The 17,297-nt window shown below is 58.0% G+C and carries 18 protein-coding genes; 15 read left to right on the forward strand and 3 right to left on the reverse strand.

Annotation, left to right across the window (positions count from 1 at the left end; all coding sequences use genetic code 11):
* Window positions 1-11 precede the first annotated feature (11 nt).
* Genes pyrH through DARO_RS09060 form a run of 14 tightly spaced genes read left to right on the forward strand, consistent with a single transcriptional unit; the run spans window position 12 to window position 13,022 of the window.
* Window positions 12-728, forward strand: a complete 717-nt coding sequence (gene pyrH, locus DARO_RS08995; protein ID WP_011287495.1) for a UMP kinase — start codon at window positions 12-14, stop codon at window positions 726-728.
* 13 nt (window positions 729-741) lie between these two features.
* Window positions 742-1,299 (forward strand): ribosome recycling factor, encoded by a 558-nt coding sequence (gene frr, locus DARO_RS09000; RefSeq protein WP_041224299.1) that lies wholly within the window; start codon window positions 742-744, stop codon window positions 1,297-1,299.
* A gap of 27 nt (window positions 1,300-1,326) precedes the next feature.
* The gene (gene uppS, locus DARO_RS09005) at window positions 1,327-2,088 is read left to right on the forward strand and encodes a polyprenyl diphosphate synthase (protein ID WP_011287497.1); all 762 of its coding nucleotides are present in this window, start codon (window positions 1,327-1,329) and stop codon (window positions 2,086-2,088) included.
* On the forward strand, window positions 2,081-2,911 hold the full coding sequence (locus tag DARO_RS09010) for a phosphatidate cytidylyltransferase (RefSeq protein ID WP_011287498.1): 831 nt from the start codon (window positions 2,081-2,083) through the stop codon (window positions 2,909-2,911). The genes uppS and DARO_RS09010 overlap by 8 nt, the downstream gene beginning before the upstream one ends.
* Window positions 2,908-4,104 (forward strand): 1-deoxy-D-xylulose-5-phosphate reductoisomerase, encoded by a 1,197-nt coding sequence (gene ispC / locus DARO_RS09015; RefSeq protein ID WP_011287499.1) that lies wholly within the window; start codon window positions 2,908-2,910, stop codon window positions 4,102-4,104. Before DARO_RS09010 ends, ispC begins: the two co-directional genes overlap by 4 nt.
* Window positions 4,101-5,468 (forward strand): RIP metalloprotease RseP, encoded by a 1,368-nt coding sequence (rseP, locus tag DARO_RS09020; RefSeq protein WP_011287500.1) that lies wholly within the window; start codon window positions 4,101-4,103, stop codon window positions 5,466-5,468. Before ispC ends, rseP begins: the two co-directional genes overlap by 4 nt.
* A 3-nt stretch (window positions 5,469-5,471) precedes the next feature.
* Window positions 5,472-7,757: an outer membrane protein assembly factor BamA gene (bamA, locus tag DARO_RS09025; RefSeq protein ID WP_011287501.1), complete on the forward strand. Its 2,286-nt coding sequence runs from the start codon at window positions 5,472-5,474 to the stop codon at window positions 7,755-7,757.
* Window positions 7,758-7,805: 48 nt separating this feature from the next.
* On the forward strand, window positions 7,806-8,276 hold the full coding sequence (locus tag DARO_RS09030; protein ID WP_011287502.1) for an OmpH family outer membrane protein: 471 nt from the start codon (window positions 7,806-7,808) through the stop codon (window positions 8,274-8,276).
* The gene (gene lpxD, locus DARO_RS09035) at window positions 8,276-9,319 is read left to right on the forward strand and encodes a UDP-3-O-(3-hydroxymyristoyl)glucosamine N-acyltransferase (RefSeq protein WP_011287503.1); all 1,044 of its coding nucleotides are present in this window, start codon (window positions 8,276-8,278) and stop codon (window positions 9,317-9,319) included. The genes DARO_RS09030 and lpxD overlap by 1 nt, the downstream gene beginning before the upstream one ends.
* A gap of 4 nt (window positions 9,320-9,323) precedes the next feature.
* On the forward strand, window positions 9,324-9,758 hold the full coding sequence (fabZ, locus tag DARO_RS09040; RefSeq protein WP_011287504.1) for a 3-hydroxyacyl-ACP dehydratase FabZ: 435 nt from the start codon (window positions 9,324-9,326) through the stop codon (window positions 9,756-9,758).
* A gap of 1 nt (window position 9,759) precedes the next feature.
* A complete protein-coding gene (gene lpxA, locus DARO_RS09045) occupies window positions 9,760-10,530 on the forward strand; it encodes an acyl-ACP--UDP-N-acetylglucosamine O-acyltransferase (protein ID WP_011287505.1) in 771 nt (256 codons plus the stop codon).
* Window position 10,531: 1 nt separating this feature from the next.
* On the forward strand, window positions 10,532-11,680 hold the full coding sequence (gene lpxB / locus DARO_RS09050; RefSeq protein WP_011287506.1) for a lipid-A-disaccharide synthase: 1,149 nt from the start codon (window positions 10,532-10,534) through the stop codon (window positions 11,678-11,680).
* A complete protein-coding gene (gene rnhB / locus DARO_RS09055) occupies window positions 11,668-12,258 on the forward strand; it encodes a ribonuclease HII (protein WP_011287507.1) in 591 nt (196 codons plus the stop codon). Before lpxB ends, rnhB begins: the two co-directional genes overlap by 13 nt.
* Window positions 12,255-13,022 (forward strand): TrmH family RNA methyltransferase, encoded by a 768-nt coding sequence (locus tag DARO_RS09060; protein WP_011287508.1) that lies wholly within the window; start codon window positions 12,255-12,257, stop codon window positions 13,020-13,022. The genes rnhB and DARO_RS09060 overlap by 4 nt, the downstream gene beginning before the upstream one ends.
* A 41-nt stretch (window positions 13,023-13,063) precedes the next feature.
* Here DARO_RS09060 and ppsR read toward each other — a convergent pair whose 3' ends face one another.
* Together ppsR and ppc are read right to left on the reverse strand one after the other, a co-directional pair.
* The gene (gene ppsR, locus DARO_RS09065; protein WP_011287509.1) at window positions 13,064-13,882 is read right to left on the reverse strand and encodes a posphoenolpyruvate synthetase regulatory kinase/phosphorylase PpsR; all 819 of its coding nucleotides are present in this window, start codon (window positions 13,880-13,882) and stop codon (window positions 13,064-13,066) included.
* Between the two features lie 9 nt (window positions 13,883-13,891).
* Window positions 13,892-16,648, reverse strand: a complete 2,757-nt coding sequence (ppc, locus tag DARO_RS09070; RefSeq protein ID WP_011287510.1) for a phosphoenolpyruvate carboxylase — start codon at window positions 16,646-16,648, stop codon at window positions 13,892-13,894.
* Between ppc and DARO_RS22790 the strand changes: the two genes are divergently transcribed.
* Window positions 16,647-16,805 (forward strand): hypothetical protein, encoded by a 159-nt coding sequence (locus tag DARO_RS22790; RefSeq protein WP_157037174.1) that lies wholly within the window; start codon window positions 16,647-16,649, stop codon window positions 16,803-16,805. The two genes, ppc and DARO_RS22790, sit on opposite strands and share 2 nt — an antisense overlap.
* Before the next feature lie 2 nt (window positions 16,806-16,807).
* On the opposite strand, the gene DARO_RS09075 is transcribed toward DARO_RS22790, so the two are convergent.
* A complete protein-coding gene (locus tag DARO_RS09075) occupies window positions 16,808-17,254 on the reverse strand; it encodes a universal stress protein (RefSeq protein WP_011287511.1) in 447 nt (148 codons plus the stop codon).
* Window positions 17,255-17,297 lie beyond the last annotated feature (43 nt).

Genomic DNA, 17,297 nt, shown 5'->3' on the forward strand with positions numbered 1-17,297 from the left:
AAGGAACGCCGATGTCTGCCCCGAAATATAAGCGCATCCTCCTGAAACTCTCTGGCGAAGCCCTGATGGGTAGCGACGCCTACGGCATCAATCCGCAGACCATCGCGGCGATTTGCGGAGAGATCAAGGCGGTCGCCGATATGGGGGTCGAGATCGGCGTCGTGATCGGCGGTGGCAATATCTTCCGCGGCATGGCCGGTACGGCCACCGGGATGGATAGAGCCACTGCGGATTACATGGGCATGCTGGCCACGGTGATGAATGCCATGGCGCTGTCCGATGCTTTCCGTCAGTGTGGCCTCAATGCCCGCGTGCAGTCGGCGCTGAATATTGAGCAGGTTGTTGAGCCGTATATCCGTGGCAAGGCCATCCGCTATCTCGAAGAAGGCAAGATCGTGATCTTCGGGGCCGGTACCGGCAACCCATTCTTTACTACCGATACTGCTGCAGCGTTGCGCGGGTCGGAAATCGGCGCGGAAATCGTGCTGAAGGCAACCAAGGTTGACGGCATATACTCTGCTGATCCCAAGAAGGACCCTTCGGCGACGCGCTACGACAAGATCAGCTTCAATGAAGCGATCTCCAAGAATCTGGCGGTCATGGATGCGACCGCTTTCGCGCTGTGCCGCGACCAGAAATTGCCGATCAATGTATTTTCCATCTTCAAGACCGGCGCGCTGAAGCGCGTGGTCTGTGGTGAAGATGAAGGTACGCTGGTCTATTGCTGAAAGAGAACAAGAAATGATTCCTGAACTCAAGAAAACTGCCGAAGGCAAGATGCAGAAATCGCTGGAGGCGCTGAGACTCGATCTCCAGAAGGTTCGTACCGGTCGAGCCCATACCGGCCTGCTGGATCATGTCCAGGTTGATTACTACGGTTCCATGGTGCCGGTGAATCAGGTGGCCAATGTGACCTTGGTCGATGCCCGTACCATCGGCGTCCAGCCTTGGGAAAAGGGCATGCTGCAAAAAGTCGAGAAGGCGATTCGTGACTGTGATCTCGGCCTCAACCCGGCTTCGCAGGGTGACCTGATTCGCGTGCCGATGCCGGCACTGACCGAAGAGCGCCGCAAGGAAATGATCAAGATCGTCAGGACCGAAGGCGAGGGCGTCAAGGTGGCCATTCGCAATCTGCGTCGCGATGCCATTACCCATCTGAAGGATGCGTTGAAGAAGGGTGAAATCCCGGAAGATGACGAACGCAAGGCTCAGGACGACGTCCAGAAGCTGACTGATCGGTACATCGTCGAAGTCGATAAGATGCTCGCCACGAAAGAGGCCGAGCTGATGCAGGTTTAAGCCGGTTCCGCCAGGATTACCGGCTACATGGCCTTCTTTTCAAGTTCAACGCGACAAGTTCCGGAGGCGGCTGCGGTGCCTAAGCACGTCGCTGTCATCATGGATGGCAATGGTCGCTGGGCCAAAAAGCGCTTTTTGCCGCGCGTGGCGGGGCATGTCAAAGGCGTAGAGCTGGTCCGAGAGATGGTTCGTGCCTGCCTTGAGCGTGGCGTCCAATATCTGACTCTTTTTGCCTTTTCCTCCGAGAATTGGCGCCGGCCTCAGGAAGAGGTTACGTTGCTGATGCAACTCTTCGTCAAGGCGCTTGAACAGGAAGTCGAGAAGCTTGACCGGAATGGCGTTCGTCTGCGCGTGATCGGTGATCTTGAGCGCTTCGAGCCACGTTTGCAGGAGCTGATCCGGCAGGCTGAGGCCAAGACAGCCGGTAATACCCGTCTCGATCTGACCATCGCGGCCAACTATGGCGGGCGCTGGGACATCATGCAGGCCACAAATCAAATGCTTGCCGCCCACCCGGAAAAACGTGCTGGCTGGCAGGAGTGTGACCTTGAACCCCATTTGTCGATGAGCTTCGCGCCGGAGCCTGATTTGTTCATTCGCACTGGCGGTGAGGAGCGGATCAGCAATTTTCTCCTTTGGCAACTGGCCTATACCGAGCTTTATTTCACACCGACGCTGTGGCCCGATTTCGATACCACCGAGTTTGACAAGGCCATTGTCTCATTCCAGCAGCGCGAGCGTCGTTTTGGCCGGACCAGCGAGCAATTGGTGGAAAAAAACAATGCTTAAAACGCGCGTCATTACGGCGCTCGTCCTGATGGCCTTGCTGTTGCCCAGCTTGTTTTATTCGTCGCAGGCTACGTGGGCCGTGTTAGTTGCCGGGTTCATCGGCGTTGCTGCCTGGGAGTGGGGCGCCTTGCTGGGCTGGAGAGCGATAGGCCGCATTGCGCTAGGTGTGTCGACCGGATTGCTTTGTGTCCTTCTGTCTGTCGTTGGTTCGAACACGATTGGCGCCGGCGAAGCTTTTGCTCCGGCCAACCCATGGGCATTTGTCGCCTATGGCGTGTCGGCGGTCTTCTGGTGTCTGGTGATGCCGTTCTGGTTGAAGAACAAGTGGTCGTTGCAGGGGCTTGGCGGTGTGTTGGTAGGCGCTGTGGTGCTGTTGCCGACCTGGCTGGCAATGGTGCAGTTGCGCGGTCTTGGCGCAGGTGCCTTGCTTGGTATTTTTGCCGTGGTCTGGATGGCTGACATTGCGGCTTATTTCTCCGGCAAGGCGTTCGGCAAGCACAAGCTGGCCCCGTCAATCAGCCCTGGAAAAACTCGGGAAGGCGCGATTGGGGCTTGTATCGGTGTGGTCGTTTATGGCTTGGTCGTTCGTCAGGTTTTCGGACTGGACTTGATGCCCTGGGGGCTGTGGATTGCGGCGCTGGTCGGCGTGACCGCCATCAGTATCGTTGGCGATCTTTATGAGTCCTTGCTTAAGCGCAAGGCGGGAATCAAGGACAGCAGCAATATTCTGCCGGGTCATGGTGGTGTGCTTGATCGTATCGACAGCCTGACCTCGACCTTGCCGGTGGTGGCGCTGGTCTGGCTACTGCTGGCTTATCGGTGAGTTCCAAGTTGCAAAATATCACTGTCCTTGGTGCTACCGGATCGATCGGGGTCAGTACGCTGGATGTGATTCGCCGACATCCGGATCGCTATCGTGCCTTTGCGCTTTGCGCGCATTCTCAGGTCGACAAGCTATTTGAGCAGTGTGTCGAGTTTCGCCCACGTTTCGCTGTATTGCGCGATGCTTCTCTGGCTGCGACGCTCTCTGAGCGATGTCGTTCTGTCGGGCTGGATACCGAGGTCCGGTATGGTGTCGAGGCGCTGATTGAATTGTCGTCATTGCCCGAGGTCGATGCGGTGATGGCTGCTATCGTCGGTGCGGCTGGTCTCGAACCGACACTGGCTGCTGCGCGGGCTGGCAAAAAGGTCATGCTGGCTAACAAGGAAGTCCTGGTCATGGCTGGCGAACTGTTCATGCATGCGGTGCGTGAATATGGTGCAACCTTGCTGCCAGTCGACAGTGAGCACAACGCCATTTTTCAGTCGCTGCCAGCCGATTTTGCGCGTGGGCTTGAGTCCTGCGGTGTGCAAAAGATATTGCTGACGGCCTCAGGTGGCCCGTTCCGTAACTCGCCGCTGGCCGATCTGGCCAATGTCACCCCGGAACAGGCCTGCGCCCACCCGAACTGGGTCATGGGGCGCAAGATTTCGGTCGATTCGGCAACGATGATGAACAAGGGGTTGGAAGTCATCGAGGCGCACTGGTTATTTGCTGCGCCACCGGACATGATTCAGGTCGTTGTGCATCCGCAGAGTGTTATTCATTCGGCGGTCCAGTACGCAGATGGCTCGGTGCTGGCCCAGTTGGGTAATCCCGATATGCGCACGCCGATTGCCTATGCAATGGCTTGGCCAGAGCGTATTGCCGCAGGTGTCGAGCCGCTCGACCTGTTCAAGATTGCCCGTCTTGACTTCTCCGCTCCTGATTTTGAGCGTTTCCGTTGCCTGCAACTGGCTTACGACGTTCTACGCGAAGGCGGTACCGCGCCGGCTATTCTCAATGCAGCCAATGAAGTTGCGGTAGCTGCCTTCCTAGACGGTCACTTGCCGTTCCTCGGGATCGCCTTGCTTAACGAGGCCGTATTGCAGGCAATGCCGGCTGGCCCCGAGGGCAGTCTGGCCGATGTGTTGGCGGCGGATGCCGAAGCCCGTCATCTGGCTGGCCAGTTGATCCGGCAACAGCGTTTCGCGTGAACGACCTGCCATTCTATCTCGCCGCTTTTGCGGTGGTCCTCGGCGTCCTGATCGTTGTCCATGAACTGGGTCACTATCTGGCGGCCCGCTGGTGCGGTGTAAAGGTCTTGCGTTTCTCTGTTGGTTTCGGTCGCGTCCTGTGGAAAAAAGAACTGGGTGAAGATCGCACAGAGTGGGCGTTGAGCATTTTCCCGCTGGGCGGTTATGTCAAGATGCTTGATGAGCGAGAGGGCGACGTGGCGGTCAGTGAGGCCCATCGCGCTTTCAATCGGCAAGGGGTCGGGAAGCGCAGCATTATCGTTGCGGCGGGACCCATGGCTAATTTTGCCCTGGCGATTCTGCTGTATTGGGCGATCTTCATGCATGGCAGCGAGGAATTGCTGCCAGTGCTCGGTACACCACCGGATGGGTCGCCGGCAGCGCTGGCCACTGTCAAGAATGGTGAGCAGGTTCGCCGCGTTGATGGGCAGTTGGTTGCAACCTGGAACGATCTGCGCTGGCTATTGTTGCGGAAGGCTGTTGATCAGGAGAGTGTTGAACTGGAAGTGATCAACGAGCGAAGCGAAATCGCTTCACATCGACTCTATCTTGCGGCAGCCGGAGAGCAGGGCTGGGAGGGGGATGCCCTGGAAAAGCTGGGTATCCGCTTTTATCGTCCAAACATGCCGCCGGTGATCGGCAAGGTCGTCGCTGGCGGTCCGGGGGCCAAGGCTGGATTGCAGTCGGGAGACCGGGTGCTGGCCATTGATGGCCAGCCTGTCGCGCTGTGGATGGAGTTTGTTGCGAAGGTGCGGGATTCCGCTGGGCAATCGCTCAGGCTTGATCTAGAACGTGCCGCTGGCAATGTGTCGGTGGAGGTGATTCCAGAAGCGGCTTCCGAACGCGGGCATAGCGTCGGGAAAATTGGGATTGCCGTTGCAGAAAATCCCGATTCCAGGCGTGAGGTACGATCCTTCGTCAGTTATGGGTTTGTCGAGGCAGGCCGCCGGGCCTTGGTCGAAACCTGGGATAAATCCCTGTTTAGCCTGGTCATGATGGGCAAGATGCTCACCGGTGAAGTTTCGTGGAAAAATCTCTCGGGGCCGGTAACGATTGCCGATTATGCCGGGCAGTCGGCGCGACTTGGGCTGGATTACTACCTCAAGTTCATGGCGCTGGTCAGTATCAGTCTTGGTGTCCTGAATCTGCTGCCTATCCCGGTGCTGGATGGCGGGCATTTGTTGTATCATATGATCGAAGTCGTCAGGCGCAGGCCGCTTTCGGAGCGTGCCATGGAAATTGGGCAGCAGATTGGTATGTCCATTCTCTTTTCCTTGATGGCTTTCGCCTTTTTTAATGACCTGACCCGCCTGTTTAACGGCTGAACGATGAAAAAATCCCTGTTGTCCATCCTGATTGCCGGCATGTTTGCCACGCCAGCCTTGGCATTCGAACCTTTTGCGGTCAAGGACATTCGGGTTGAGGGAATTCAGCGGACCGAAGCTGGTACAGTTTTCGGGTATCTGCCCGTCAAGGTCGGTGATACCTTGAACGACGAGAAGGCTGCGCAATCGATCAAGGCTCTTTTTGCGACCGGATTCTTCAAGGATGTCCGGATTGAGGTTGAGCAGGACGTGATGGTCGTTGTGGTCCAGGAGCGCCCGGCTGTTGCGACCATCAATTTTGTTGGCCTCAAGGAATTTGACAAGGATGTCATCGTCAAGGCACTCAAGGAAACGGGGATCGCCGAAGGGCGTATTTTCGATCGTGCCCTGCTGGAAAAAGCCGAGCAGGAGCTCAAGCGCCAGTATCTGACGCGCGGCAAGTATGCGGCCAATATCACCACGACCGTGACGCCGCTGGAGCGCAATCGCGTTGGTGTCAACTTCAATATCGAAGAGGGTTCGGCAGCCAAGATCAAGCAGATCAATATTGTTGGTGCCAAAGCCTTCCGTGAGAAGGAATTGCTCAGCCAGTTCGAATTGACGACCCCGGGCTTGATCACCTGGTATACGAAGAATGATCAGTATTCCCGGCAAAAATTGTCGGCTGATCTGGAAAAACTGAAGTCGTTTTACATGAACCAGGGTTATCTGGAGTTTGCGGTCGAGTCGACGCAGGTTTCCATTTCTCCGGATAAGCAGGATGTTTACATCACTGCCAACATCAATGAAGGCGATCGTTATCAGGTATCGTCAGTCAAGATGGCCGGTGATTTTTCGATTGCCGAAGATGAGTTGAAAAAACTCGTCACGATCAAGCCGGGTGACGTATTTTCGCGTGACAAGCTGAATGCAACGACCAAAGCAATTAGCGACCGCCTCGGCAAGGAAGGCTATGCCTTCGCCAACGTCAATGCTGCACCGGAAATTGACAAGGAAAAGCATCATGTTGCTTTCACTATCTTTGTTGATCCGGGTAAGCGGGTTTATGTTCGCCGCCTGAATATTACGGGGAATACCAAAACGCGGGACGAGGTGGTTCGTCGAGAAATGCGTCAGATGGAAGGCGGTTGGTACGATGCTGACAAGGTCACAACATCCAAGCAACGCGTTGATAAGCTGGGTTTCTTCTCGGAAGTTGCGGTTGAAACTCCTGCTGTCACTGGCACGTCCGACCAATTGGACGTCAACGTCAACGTTACTGAAAAGCCGACCGGGAATTTGATGCTGGGTGTCGGTACTTCGAGTACCGATAAGGTGATCCTGTCTGGCTCCATCGCCCAGAACAACTTCATGGGTAGCGGCAACAACGTCGCCATCCAGGTTAATTCGGCCAAGACCTACAGGACATACGTTTTCTCCTATACCAATCCTTACTTTACGCAGGATGGGGTGAGTCAAGGTTTTGACGTCTATCATCGGACTGTCAATACGACGTCTACAACGCTTGCTTATTATTCGTCATCATCGACCGGTGGCGGCATTCGTTTTGGCTTTCCGATCGGTGAAAAAGAGTCGATCGGTCTAGGCCTTGGGCTTGATTCGACTAGTATCACCACCTACGACCAGACGCCGCAGTACTACAAGGATTTTGTACGTCGGTTTGGCGAAACGAATATCTCGGTTCCGCTGACTTTGAGCTGGGCGAGTGATGGCAAGGACAGCTTTTTCTTCCCGACCAAGGGGACGTTCCAGCGAGCATCCCTTGAGGTGGCTTTGCCTGGCGGTGATTTGACCTATTACAGAGCCAGTTATCAGCTCCAGCACTTTGTGCCGCTAAACTCGAAATTCACGCTGATGCTGAACGGCGAATACGGGATGGCTAATGGTTATGGCGCGTCCGGGCTTCCGTTCTTCAAGAATTATTATGCGGGTGGTGTAACCTCTGTTCGTGGCTACAAGGCCTCTTCACTGGGCCCAATCTATACGGATTCTTCCACGGGTACGCAATATCGCTTGGGTGGCAATCGCCGCGTGATCGGTAATGCAGAGTTACTGTGGAGCCTGCCGGGAATGGATAAGTCGTTCCGCATGGGGTGGTTCTTTGATGCGGGTCAGGTCTTTGGCAGTGACGAAAAGCTTGATTTCGCAGAATTGCGTTATTCCTCAGGTCTTTCGGCTGCCTGGATTTCACCTATCGGGCCGCTAAAATTCAGTTTCGGTCGGCCTTTGAACAAAAAAGAAGGCGATAAGTCCGAAGTGTTCCAGTTCCAGTTGGGCACCACGTTTTAATTCAGGAGTGTCAAGTTGAAAGTCAAAACCGTTGTTCTCGCATCATTGATGTCTGCCTTGTTCGCGACCGGCGCCTATGCCGCCGAATTGAAGGTTGGCTATGTGAATACGCAGCGCATTTTCCGTGATGCGCCCGCAGCACAAAAGGCAGCCAAGAAGCTCGAAGGCGAGTTTGCCAAGCGAGACCAGGATCTCCAGCGTATGGCCAAGCAGTTGCAGGGCTTGCAGGAAAATCTGGAAAAGAATTCGGTGACCATGGCCGAAAGCGAACGTCGGACCAAGGAAAAGGAGTTTGGCGAGCTTTCTCGCGAATTCCAGCGTCGTCAGCGTGAGTTCCGTGAAGATTTGAACCTTCGCCAGAACGAGGAAAACGCTGCCGTGATCGAGAAGGCCAACAAGGCAATCAAGCAGATTGCCGAGGCTGAAAAGTTCGATTTGATCCTGCAGGATGTGGTTTGGGTTAGCCCCCGTCTGGATGTCACTGATCGTGTAATCAAGGCGCTGTCGGAAGCCAAATAATGGCTTCGCTTGGCAAGGTTGTGCTGACGCTTGCTGACATCGCCGCCCAATTGGGCGGCGATGTGCTTGGAGATTCGCAAACGCCCATTTCGAGGGTCGCCCCGCTTGCTACGGCGGGTGAGGGGGATATTACCTTCCTGGCGAACCCGAAATTCAGAAGCCAATTGAGTGCCTGCAAGGCTTCGGCGGTTATTCTGCGTCCGGATGTGGCCGAAGAATTTCCCGGCCCGCGCATCGTGACCGGCAATCCCTATGCTTACTATGCTCGGGTTGCGACGCTACTGAATCCTTATCAGAGCGGACTCAGCGGTGTTCACGCTAGTGCTGTTGTCGAGTCGCCTGTTCCGGACAGTGTTGCAATCGCTCCCAATGTTTATATCGGCAAAGATGTGACATTGGGTGAAAACGTCGTGATCAACGCCGGTTGTGTCATTGGCGATGGCGTAAGCATCGGCGCTGGTACGGTGCTTTATGCCAATGTGACGGTCTATTACGGATGCAGTATCGGACAACAATGCATCATTCATTCGGGGGCTGTCATTGGCTCCGATGGCTTCGGATTCGCTCCTGAAGGTCAGTCCTGGATAAAAATTCCGCAGATTGGCCGGGTGGTGATCGGGAATGATGTTGAAATCGGTGCCAACACGACCATTGATCGTGGCGCACTTGAGGATACGGTCATTGGCGATGGGTGTAAGCTGGATAATCTGGTGCACATCGGGCACAACTGCAAAATTGGTAACAACTCGGTTCTTGCCGGATGTACTGGTGTCGCCGGAAGTACTGTTTTTGGCGAACACTGTGTTGTCGGTGGTGCCGGCATGATTTCCGGGCACTTGAACATTGCTGCGGGAACGACTATCTCCGGTGGCACGACGGTGATGAAAAGCATTCTGAATCCCGGGGTCTATACCAGCGTATTTCCGCTGGATACGCATGAAGAATGGCTGCGGAATGCGTCGCACATTCGTCGTCTTTCGAAGTTGGCGGAGCGCGTTTCAGAGCTTGAGAAAAAACTTAAAGAAAAAGATATAGAGGGTTGATTAAATGGATATTATCGAGATTCTTGAGCATCTTCCGCACCGCTATCCGTTCTTGCTGGTTGACCGGGTACTCGAAATCGAACCGGGCAAATCCATTCACGCCTACAAGAACGTGACGATCAATGAGCCGTTCTTCGTCGGACATTTTCCTCATCATCCTGTGATGCCGGGCGTGTTGATCATGGAAGCGCTGGCTCAGGCGGCCGGGATTCTTTCTTTCAAGTCGATGGATGAGAAGCCGTCGCCGGATACCGTCTTCTACTTCGCCGGCATCGACGAGGCTCGTTTCAAGAAGCCGGTGATGCCAGGTGACCAGCTACACCTGCATATCGAGATCGAGCGTCAAATGCGTGGCGTCTGGAAGTACAAGGCCGAAGCGCGCGTCGACGGGCAGCTGGCTGCCTCGGCCAAATTGATGTGTGCCAAGCGGGATCTCTAAAATGATTCACTCGACCGCTATTGTCGATTCCGGTGCCAAGATTGGTGCCAATGTCGAGATCGGCCCTTACGCCATCATCGGTGCCAACGTCGAGATCGGAGACAACACCCAGATCGGCCCGCACACTGTCATCAAGGGACATACGAAGATTGGTCGCGACAACCGGATCTTCCAGTTCTGTTCCCTCGGCGAGGTACCGCAGGACAAGAAGTATGCCGGTGAGCCGACCCGGCTCGAGATTGGCGACCGCAACACGATCCGCGAGTTCTGTACCTTCAATCTGGGCACCGTCCAGGATGCAGGCGTTACCCGGATTGGTGACGACAACTGGATCATGGCTTACGTGCATATTGCGCACGATTGCCAGGTTGGCAACAAGACGACCTTTGCCAACAATACCCAGTTGGCTGGTCATGTCATTGTCGATGACTGGGCGATTCTGGGTGGCTTTACCGGGGTGCATCAGTTCTGCCGTATTGGAGCGCATGTGATGACGGCAGTCAGTACCGTCATCCTGCAGGATGTGCCGCCTTACCTGATGGCGGCCGGCAATACGGCGCAACCCTATGGCATCAATGTTGAAGGCCTGAAGCGCCGCGGCTTCACCGCCGATGCGATTACCGCCCTGAAGCGTGCCTATCGCACGCTGTACAAGTCTGGCCTGCTGCTTGAAGAAGCCAAGACCAAATTGGCCGAAGAGGCCAAGACCCAGCCGGACATCCAGCGCCTTGTCGATTTCCTTGAGGTCTCCAAGCGAGGCATCATTCGCTGATATGGGAAGCGCTGTACGGATTGCCATGGTGGCAGGGGAGGCCTCCGGGGATCTCCTGGCCAGCCACCTGATCGCTGCATTGAAGACGCACCTGCCGGATGCCGTTTTTTACGGTATCGGCGGGCCGAAGATGCAGGCGCAGGGTTTCGATAGCTGGTGGCCGATGGAAAAACTGTCGGTCATGGGCTATTGGGATGCGCTGAAGCATTATCGCGAAATTGCCGGTATTCGCCGCCAGTTGAAGAAACGGCTGCTGGATCTGAAACCGGATATCTTCATCGGGGTCGACGCGCCGGATTTCAACCTGGGTCTGGAAACCAATCTCAAGGCAGCCGGCGTGCGGACCATCCATTACGTCAGCCCGTCGATCTGGGCCTGGCGTGGCGGCCGGGTCAAGAAGATTGCCAAGGCGGTTAACCGTGTCCTGGCCTTGTTCCCGATGGAGCCGGCGCTCTACGAAAAGGAGCGGGTGCCGGTGACCTATGTCGGGCATCCGCTGGCAGACATCATTCCTTTGCAGACCAGCAAGCAGGCGGTTCGGGAGAAACTTTCCCTACCGCGCGATTACCCGATCTTCGCCATGTTGCCGGGTAGCCGTCAGGGCGAACTGGCCATGATGGCCGAGACCTTCGTCGAAACAGCCAAGATCATCCGTGAACGCCATCTGCCGAACGCGATGTTTGTCGTGCCCTTGGCGACGCGTGAAACACGCCTGCAGTTCGAGTTGGCCATCTATAACCGGCAAGCCGGCGATGTGCCGTTCCGCCTGCTGTTCGGCCATGCCCAGGATGCCCTTGGCGCGGCTGATGTTTCGTTGGTGGCAAGCGGTACGGCGACGCTGGAGGCGGCGCTGATCAAGCGGCCGATGGTGATTACCTACAAGATTGCCAAGTTCTCCTATTGGCTGATGAAGCGCATGGCCTACCTGCCGTATGTGGGCTTGCCCAATGTGCTGGCCGGACGTTTTGTCGTACCGGAAATCCTGCAGGATGAGGCCACGCCGGAGAATCTGGCCGAAGCCTTGGTCAAGTTGTACGAGGACAAGGAAAATGCCGAAGCGGTTGAAGAAGCGTTTACCGAGATCCATCTGCAACTGCGCCAGAACACGGCTGAAAAGGCTGCGCGTGCGGTCATCGAATGCCTGAATTGATTGTTCCGGTCGGCCTCGTTTGTGGCATCGACGAGGCCGGGCGCGGTCCGCTGGCCGGTCCGGTCGTCGCAGCAGCGGTCATTCTCGACCCCGAACGCCCGATTGTCGGGCTGAACGATTCCAAGAAACTGAGCGAGAAGAAGCGCGATGCGTTGGCTGAAATCATTCGCGAACGGGCGCTGGCCTGGGCCGTCGCAGAAGCGACGGTCGAGGAAATCGATCGCCTGAATATCCTGCAGGCGACGATGCTGGCCATGCAGCGCGCCGTGGCTGCCCTGCAAGTAAAGGCTGAAAGTGCTTTGGTCGACGGCAATCGCTGTCCAAAGCTCGATATTCCGTGTGAAGCGGTGGTCAAGGGGGATGGCAAAATCGCCTCGATCGCCGCGGCGTCTATCCTCGCCAAGACGGTGCGTGATGCCGGCATGCTGGTCTTGCATGCGCAGTATCCACATTACGGTTTTGACAGGCACATGGGCTATCCGACGGCGGCGCATTTCGCGGCGCTGGAAGCGCATGGGGCATCGCCGGTACATCGGCGCAGCTTTGGCCCGGTGGCCAGACAGTTGTCCTTGCTATGAAGCTGATCCAGTCGCGCGACAACGCGTTCTTCAAGCAACTCAAACGGCTAGCCGAGTCAGGGCGCGAGCGCCGGAAGACCGGGCAGACCTTGCTTGATGGGGTACATCTGGTCGAGGCCTATGAAAAAGCCTTCGGGCCGCTGGAAAATTTGATCGTTGCCGAGTCGGCAGCGGCCGGTGGCGAGATTGCGGCTTATCTCGAAGGCCGCCAGGCGGTCGTTCTGGCTGATGCGCTGATGCGCGACCTGGGCCTGGTGGATACGCCAAGCGGCCTGCTGGCCGTGGCCCCCATGCCGCAACGGACTGCGTTGGTTGATCTCGGGAAGGATGCCGTCTTGCTTGATGGTGTGCAGGATCCCGGCAACGTCGGCACCCTGTTGCGGACGGCGGCAGCCTCGGGCGTGAAACAGGTGTTGATGGCGCCAGGCTGTGCCTCGGCATGGTCGCCCAAGGTATTGCGGGCCGGGCAGGGGGCACATTTTGTCCTCGCCATTCACGAAGAGGCCGATCTGGCGGCTTTCATGGCGGACTATCGGGGAACGACGGCCGTCACCTGCCTGGATGGGGCGACCTCGCTTTACGAGGCGCGCTGGACCGGGCCGCTGGCCTGGATATTCGGCGCCGAGGGGCTGGGCGTGCGCCGCGAATTGATCGAAACGGCCAAGCTGAGAATCAAGATCCCCATGCCTGGCGCGGTCGAGTCCCTCAATGTCGGGGCTGCGGCAGCGGTTTGCCTGTTCGAGGCGTTGCGCCGCAAGTTGTAAGCCGATTGGGGTGGATCAGCCGGTGAGGGCTGATCCCTGCTTCAACGCAGCTTCAGTTCCTGCAGGATCGTCGTCGAAATTTCCTCGATCGACTTGGTCGATGAATCCAGCCAGCGAATGCCTTCGCGGCGCATCATCTTTTCTGCTTCGGCAATCTCGAAACGACAATTGGCCAGCGAGGCGTAATTGCTCGCGGCGCGGCGCTCTTCGCGAATCTGATGCAGACGCTCGGGCTGGATGGTCAGGCCGAACAGCTTTGAACGATGTTTTTCCAGCGTGCCGGGCAGGCGACCGCGGTCGAAATCTTCCGGAATCAGCGGGAAATTGGCCGCTTTGAGGCCGAACTGCATGGCCAGATAGAGCGAAGTCGGGGTCTTGCCGCAGCGGGAGACGGCGACCAGGATCACGTCGGCTTCTTCCAGGTCGCGGTCGGTGATGCCGTCATCGTGCGCCAGCGTGTAGTTGATCGACTCGATGCGCTTCTTGTATTCCGAGCTCTCGGCCGAGCCGTGCGAGCGGCCAACCGTGTGGTTTGACTTGATGCCGAGTTCAGCCTCCAGTGGGGCGAGGAAGGTGTCGAAGTACGACAGGCAGAAGGCATCGGCTTGGTGAACGATGCTGGACAGTTCCGGATTGACCAGCGTCGTGAAGACGATCGGGCGCATCCCGTCGCTTTCTCCCTGACCGTTGATTCGAGCCACTGCTTCTTGCGCCTGCTCGACACTGGTCAGGAAGGGGATGCGGATCTGCTTGAACTCGATGTCCTCGAACTGGGTCATCAGGCTGTGGCCGAGGGCTTCGACTGTCAGGCCGGTGCCGTCGGACACGAAAAAAACGGTGCGTTTGATAGTGGTAGGCATCCTGTGATTTTACCCGCTGTTACGCAATCCGGATGCGATGCCGTTGATGGTCAGGTGAATGCCGCGGGCCAGACGCTCATCGGTGTCGCCGGCGCGGTGGCGTTTGAGCAACTCGACTTGCAGATGGTTGAGCGGGTCCATGTAGGGCGAGCGCAGTTGCAGCGAACGGGCAAGCAGCGGATTGTCGGCCAGGAATTCGTCCTGTTCCAGAATGGCCAGCAGGTGCTGGCGGGTCAGCGCCCATTCGGCCTTGATGCGGCTGAAAATGTGCTCGCGCAGTTCGACATCGGCGACCAGTTCGGCATAGCGCGAGGCGATGGCGAGATCGGTCTTGGCCAGCACCATGTCCATGTTGGACAGCAGGCTCTTGAAGAAGGGCCAGGCGTGGACCATGCGGCGCAGCGTGGCCAGACCGGCCGGATTGGCTTGCAGGTAGCCCTCCACCGCAGCACCGAAGCCGTACCAGCCGGGCAGCATCAGGCGACATTGTGCCCACGAGAAAACCCAAGGAATGGCGCGCAGGTCTTCGATGCGCTCGGAGGCCTTGCGCGACGCGGGGCGGCTGCCGATGTTCAGCGAGGCGATTTCGGAGACGACTGTCGACTGGCGGAAATAGGTGGTGAAGCCCGGGGTTTCATAGACCAGGCCACGGTAGGCATTGAAGGCGCGGGCGGAAAGCTCGTCCATCACGGCGTGGAACTGCTCGGCCGGTTCGACACGGTTTTCGTGGTCGGTCAGGCTCGCTTCCAGCGTGGCGGCGAGCAGCACTTCCAGATTGCGGCGGCCGGTATCGGCATTGCCGTACTTGGTCGAGATCACTTCGCCCTGTTCGGTCAGGCGGATCTGGCCGGCCACGGCGCCAGCGGGCTGGGCGAGGATGGCGTGATAGGTCGGGCCGCCACCGCGGCCGACGGAGCCGCCGCGGCCGTGGAACAGACGCAGGCGGACACCGTGCTGGCCGAAGATGCGGGCCAATTCGATTTCGGCCTTGTAGAGCTCCCAACCCGAAGTCAGGAAGCCGCCATCCTTGTTGCTGTCTGAGTAGCCGAGCATGACTTCGTGTTCGTCACCGCGGCCGGCAATCAGTTCGCGGTAGGCCGGAATGGCGAAGACGCCGGCCATGGTGGCGGCGCTCTTCTGCAAGTCTTCGATGGTTTCGAATAGCGGGATGATGTTGACCTTGAGTTGCGGCTTGGCACCCGGCAACAGCAGGCCGGACTCCTTGAGCAGCAGGGCGAGTTCGAGCAGGTCGGAAACGCCATCGGTCTTCGAGATGATGCAATTGGGCAGGGCGGCGGAACCGTATTTCTGGCGCAGTTCGCGGGCGGCGAAGAAGATGGCCAGTTCGCCCTGCGTTTCTTCCGAATAGTTCAGGTACGGCGAATACAGCGGACGCGGCGTGCTGATTTCGTCGACCAGCAGCTTGATGCGCTCGGCTTCGGAGAGGGCTTCGTAATCCGGGCAGCGGCCGGCACCGGCCAGCAGTTCGGCGACGCTGCGGGCGTGGACGTCGGAGTTCTGGCGCAGATCGATCGGCGCCAGGTGGAAACCGAAGATCTGCACGCCCCGCAGCAGGCGGCGCAGGCGTCCACCGGCCAGCTTGGCGCTGCCGTTGAGCTTGAGCGAGTTGGCGAGGAGCTTCAGGTCGGCACGCAGGGCATCCGGGGTGTCGTATGGCGTGGCATGGCCGATCTCGTGGCGAACCGGCTCGAACTGGTCGAGGGCGCGGGCCGTTGCGGCAAGGCGGGCGTAGATGCCGGATAGCGCACGGCGGTAGGGCTCGTCGGCGCGTTGCGGCGAGTGATCGGTGGAATGCTCGGCCAGGGCCAGGAGTTCCGGCGTGACCTTGACCAGCAGGTCGGACAGCGGCAATTCGCCACCCAGTTCATGGACTTCGTTGAGGTAGTGGTTCAGTGCGGCGGACGATTGCAGGCGCAGGGCTTCGCGCAGGATGTCGGCGGTGACGAAGGGGTTGCCGTCGCGGTCGCCGCCGATCCAGCTGCCAACCCGGAAGAAGGGCGGCAGGGCCCAGGTTTTTTCCGGGTAACGCTTCTGCAGTTGTTCCGTCGCCTGGATGTAGAGACGCGGCAATTCGGTGAAGAAGGTTTCCTTGAAATAGGTGATGCCGTTCTTGACCTCATCGAGCACCTTCAGGCGAACCGGACGCAGCATGCGCGATTGCCACAGGGTAAGGATGGCGTTGGCCAGTGCGAGGTCGTTCTCGGCCTCTTCTTCCGGGGTCATTTGCAGGCGTTCGCGCTGATCGAGCAGATGGGCGAGGTCGCGATGATTGCGGATCAGGCTCTGGCGCTGGACTTCAGTCGGGTGGGCGGTGAGCACCGGGGCGACGACGGCATGGGCGAAGAAGTCGGCGATGGCTTCCGGCGAGACAGCGGCGGTCGACAGTGCGTCCAGCGCGAAGATCAAACTGCCTTCGCGCGGCGGTGAGCCGGCCAGATCGTGGGCACGGCGCCGACGGATGTGGTGTTCGTCCTCGGCAATATTGGCCAGTTGCAGGAAATAGCTGAAGGCACGGACGACGGCTTGCGTCGTGTCGCCAGGCAGCGGGTCGAGCAGGGCGGCAAGTTCGTCGCGGGCGGCCGGGTCGCCATCGCGGGCGAACCGGACGGCAGTCTGGCGGACGCGCTCGACGATGTCGAAAACCGACTCGCCCTCCTGTTCGCGCACGGTATCGCCGAGGATACGGCCGAGCAGGCGGATATCGGTGCGAAGGGGTTCGTCCTTGCTGGGGGAGGCGTCGTGCATGGTGCTGTTCCTGTTGGTTATCGATATTATTTGTTTATCTCGATATTCTGGCGGCCGCTTTCCAGTAAGGCAAGCGGAAAAAACATCGGGGCTGGGCCCCGCTGTTGGTAATGGTTTTTTCCTCGGCGACCGCTTGTGCCTGGCGCCGCACGGATGATTTTAGTGTTTGCGAACGAGAAGCACCGAGGCTTCGGCAATCTTCGCCAGTTGTTCAGCAACCGAGCCGAGAATGAGGGTGGCCAGACCGCGTTGACCGTGGCGGCCGACGACGATCAGGTCGACGTTCAGTTCCTTGGCCTTGTCAGCCAGCGTTTCCGAGACGCGGCGGTTGCGCGCTTCGAGCAGCAGGGCTTCGGCATCGACGCCTTCGGCATTCTCGACGGCACTGTCGATCAGCTTGCGGCCGGCCTGCAGCAGGTTACTGGCGGCCGCTTCCATATTGACCACGTTAGTCAGTGCATGGCTATGCATGTTGAGTATCGTTTCGTCGGCAACGTGGGTGATGTAAAGCTTGGCCTTGCTGGTGCGGGCGATATGCAGGGCTTCCTTCAGCGCGCAACGGGAGGTTTCGCTGTCGTCGATGGCAACCAGAATGTTTTTGTACATGACTTCTCCTGAGACGAATTCAGGGGCGAAATGCCCAGAACCG

Source organism: Dechloromonas aromatica RCB (assembly GCF_000012425.1).

What these genes read in the sequence shown, in the direction of transcription:
- DARO_RS09010 (WP_011287498.1), top strand. Translation starts at nt 2,081, where the DNA reads ATGCTTAAAACGCGCGTCATTACGGCGCTCGTCCTGATGGCCTTGCTG.
- lpxD (WP_011287503.1), top strand. Translation starts at nt 8,276, where the DNA reads ATGGCTTCGCTTGGCAAGGTTGTGCTGACGCTTGCTGACATCGCCGCC.
- frr (WP_041224299.1), top strand. Translation starts at nt 742, where the DNA reads ATGATTCCTGAACTCAAGAAAACTGCCGAAGGCAAGATGCAGAAATCG.
- DARO_RS09030 (WP_011287502.1), top strand. Translation starts at nt 7,806, where the DNA reads ATGTCTGCCTTGTTCGCGACCGGCGCCTATGCCGCCGAATTGAAGGTT.
- fabZ (WP_011287504.1), top strand. Translation starts at nt 9,324, where the DNA reads ATGGATATTATCGAGATTCTTGAGCATCTTCCGCACCGCTATCCGTTC.
- uppS (WP_011287497.1), top strand. Translation starts at nt 1,327, where the DNA reads ATGGCCTTCTTTTCAAGTTCAACGCGACAAGTTCCGGAGGCGGCTGCG.
- rnhB (WP_011287507.1), top strand. Translation starts at nt 11,668, where the DNA reads ATGCCTGAATTGATTGTTCCGGTCGGCCTCGTTTGTGGCATCGACGAG.
- DARO_RS22790 (WP_157037174.1), top strand. Translation starts at nt 16,647, where the DNA reads ATGGTGCTGTTCCTGTTGGTTATCGATATTATTTGTTTATCTCGATAT.
- bamA (WP_011287501.1), top strand. Translation starts at nt 5,472, where the DNA reads ATGAAAAAATCCCTGTTGTCCATCCTGATTGCCGGCATGTTTGCCACG.
- lpxB (WP_011287506.1), top strand. Translation starts at nt 10,532, where the DNA reads ATGGGAAGCGCTGTACGGATTGCCATGGTGGCAGGGGAGGCCTCCGGG.
- lpxA (WP_011287505.1), top strand. Translation starts at nt 9,760, where the DNA reads ATGATTCACTCGACCGCTATTGTCGATTCCGGTGCCAAGATTGGTGCC.
- ppsR (WP_011287509.1), bottom strand. Translation starts at nt 13,882, where the DNA reads ATGCCTACCACTATCAAACGCACCGTTTTTTTCGTGTCCGACGGCACC.
- pyrH (WP_011287495.1), top strand. Translation starts at nt 12, where the DNA reads ATGTCTGCCCCGAAATATAAGCGCATCCTCCTGAAACTCTCTGGCGAA.
- ppc (WP_011287510.1), bottom strand. Translation starts at nt 16,648, where the DNA reads ATGCACGACGCCTCCCCCAGCAAGGACGAACCCCTTCGCACCGATATC.
- DARO_RS09075 (WP_011287511.1), bottom strand. Translation starts at nt 17,254, where the DNA reads ATGTACAAAAACATTCTGGTTGCCATCGACGACAGCGAAACCTCCCGT.
- DARO_RS09060 (WP_011287508.1), top strand. Translation starts at nt 12,255, where the DNA reads ATGAAGCTGATCCAGTCGCGCGACAACGCGTTCTTCAAGCAACTCAAA.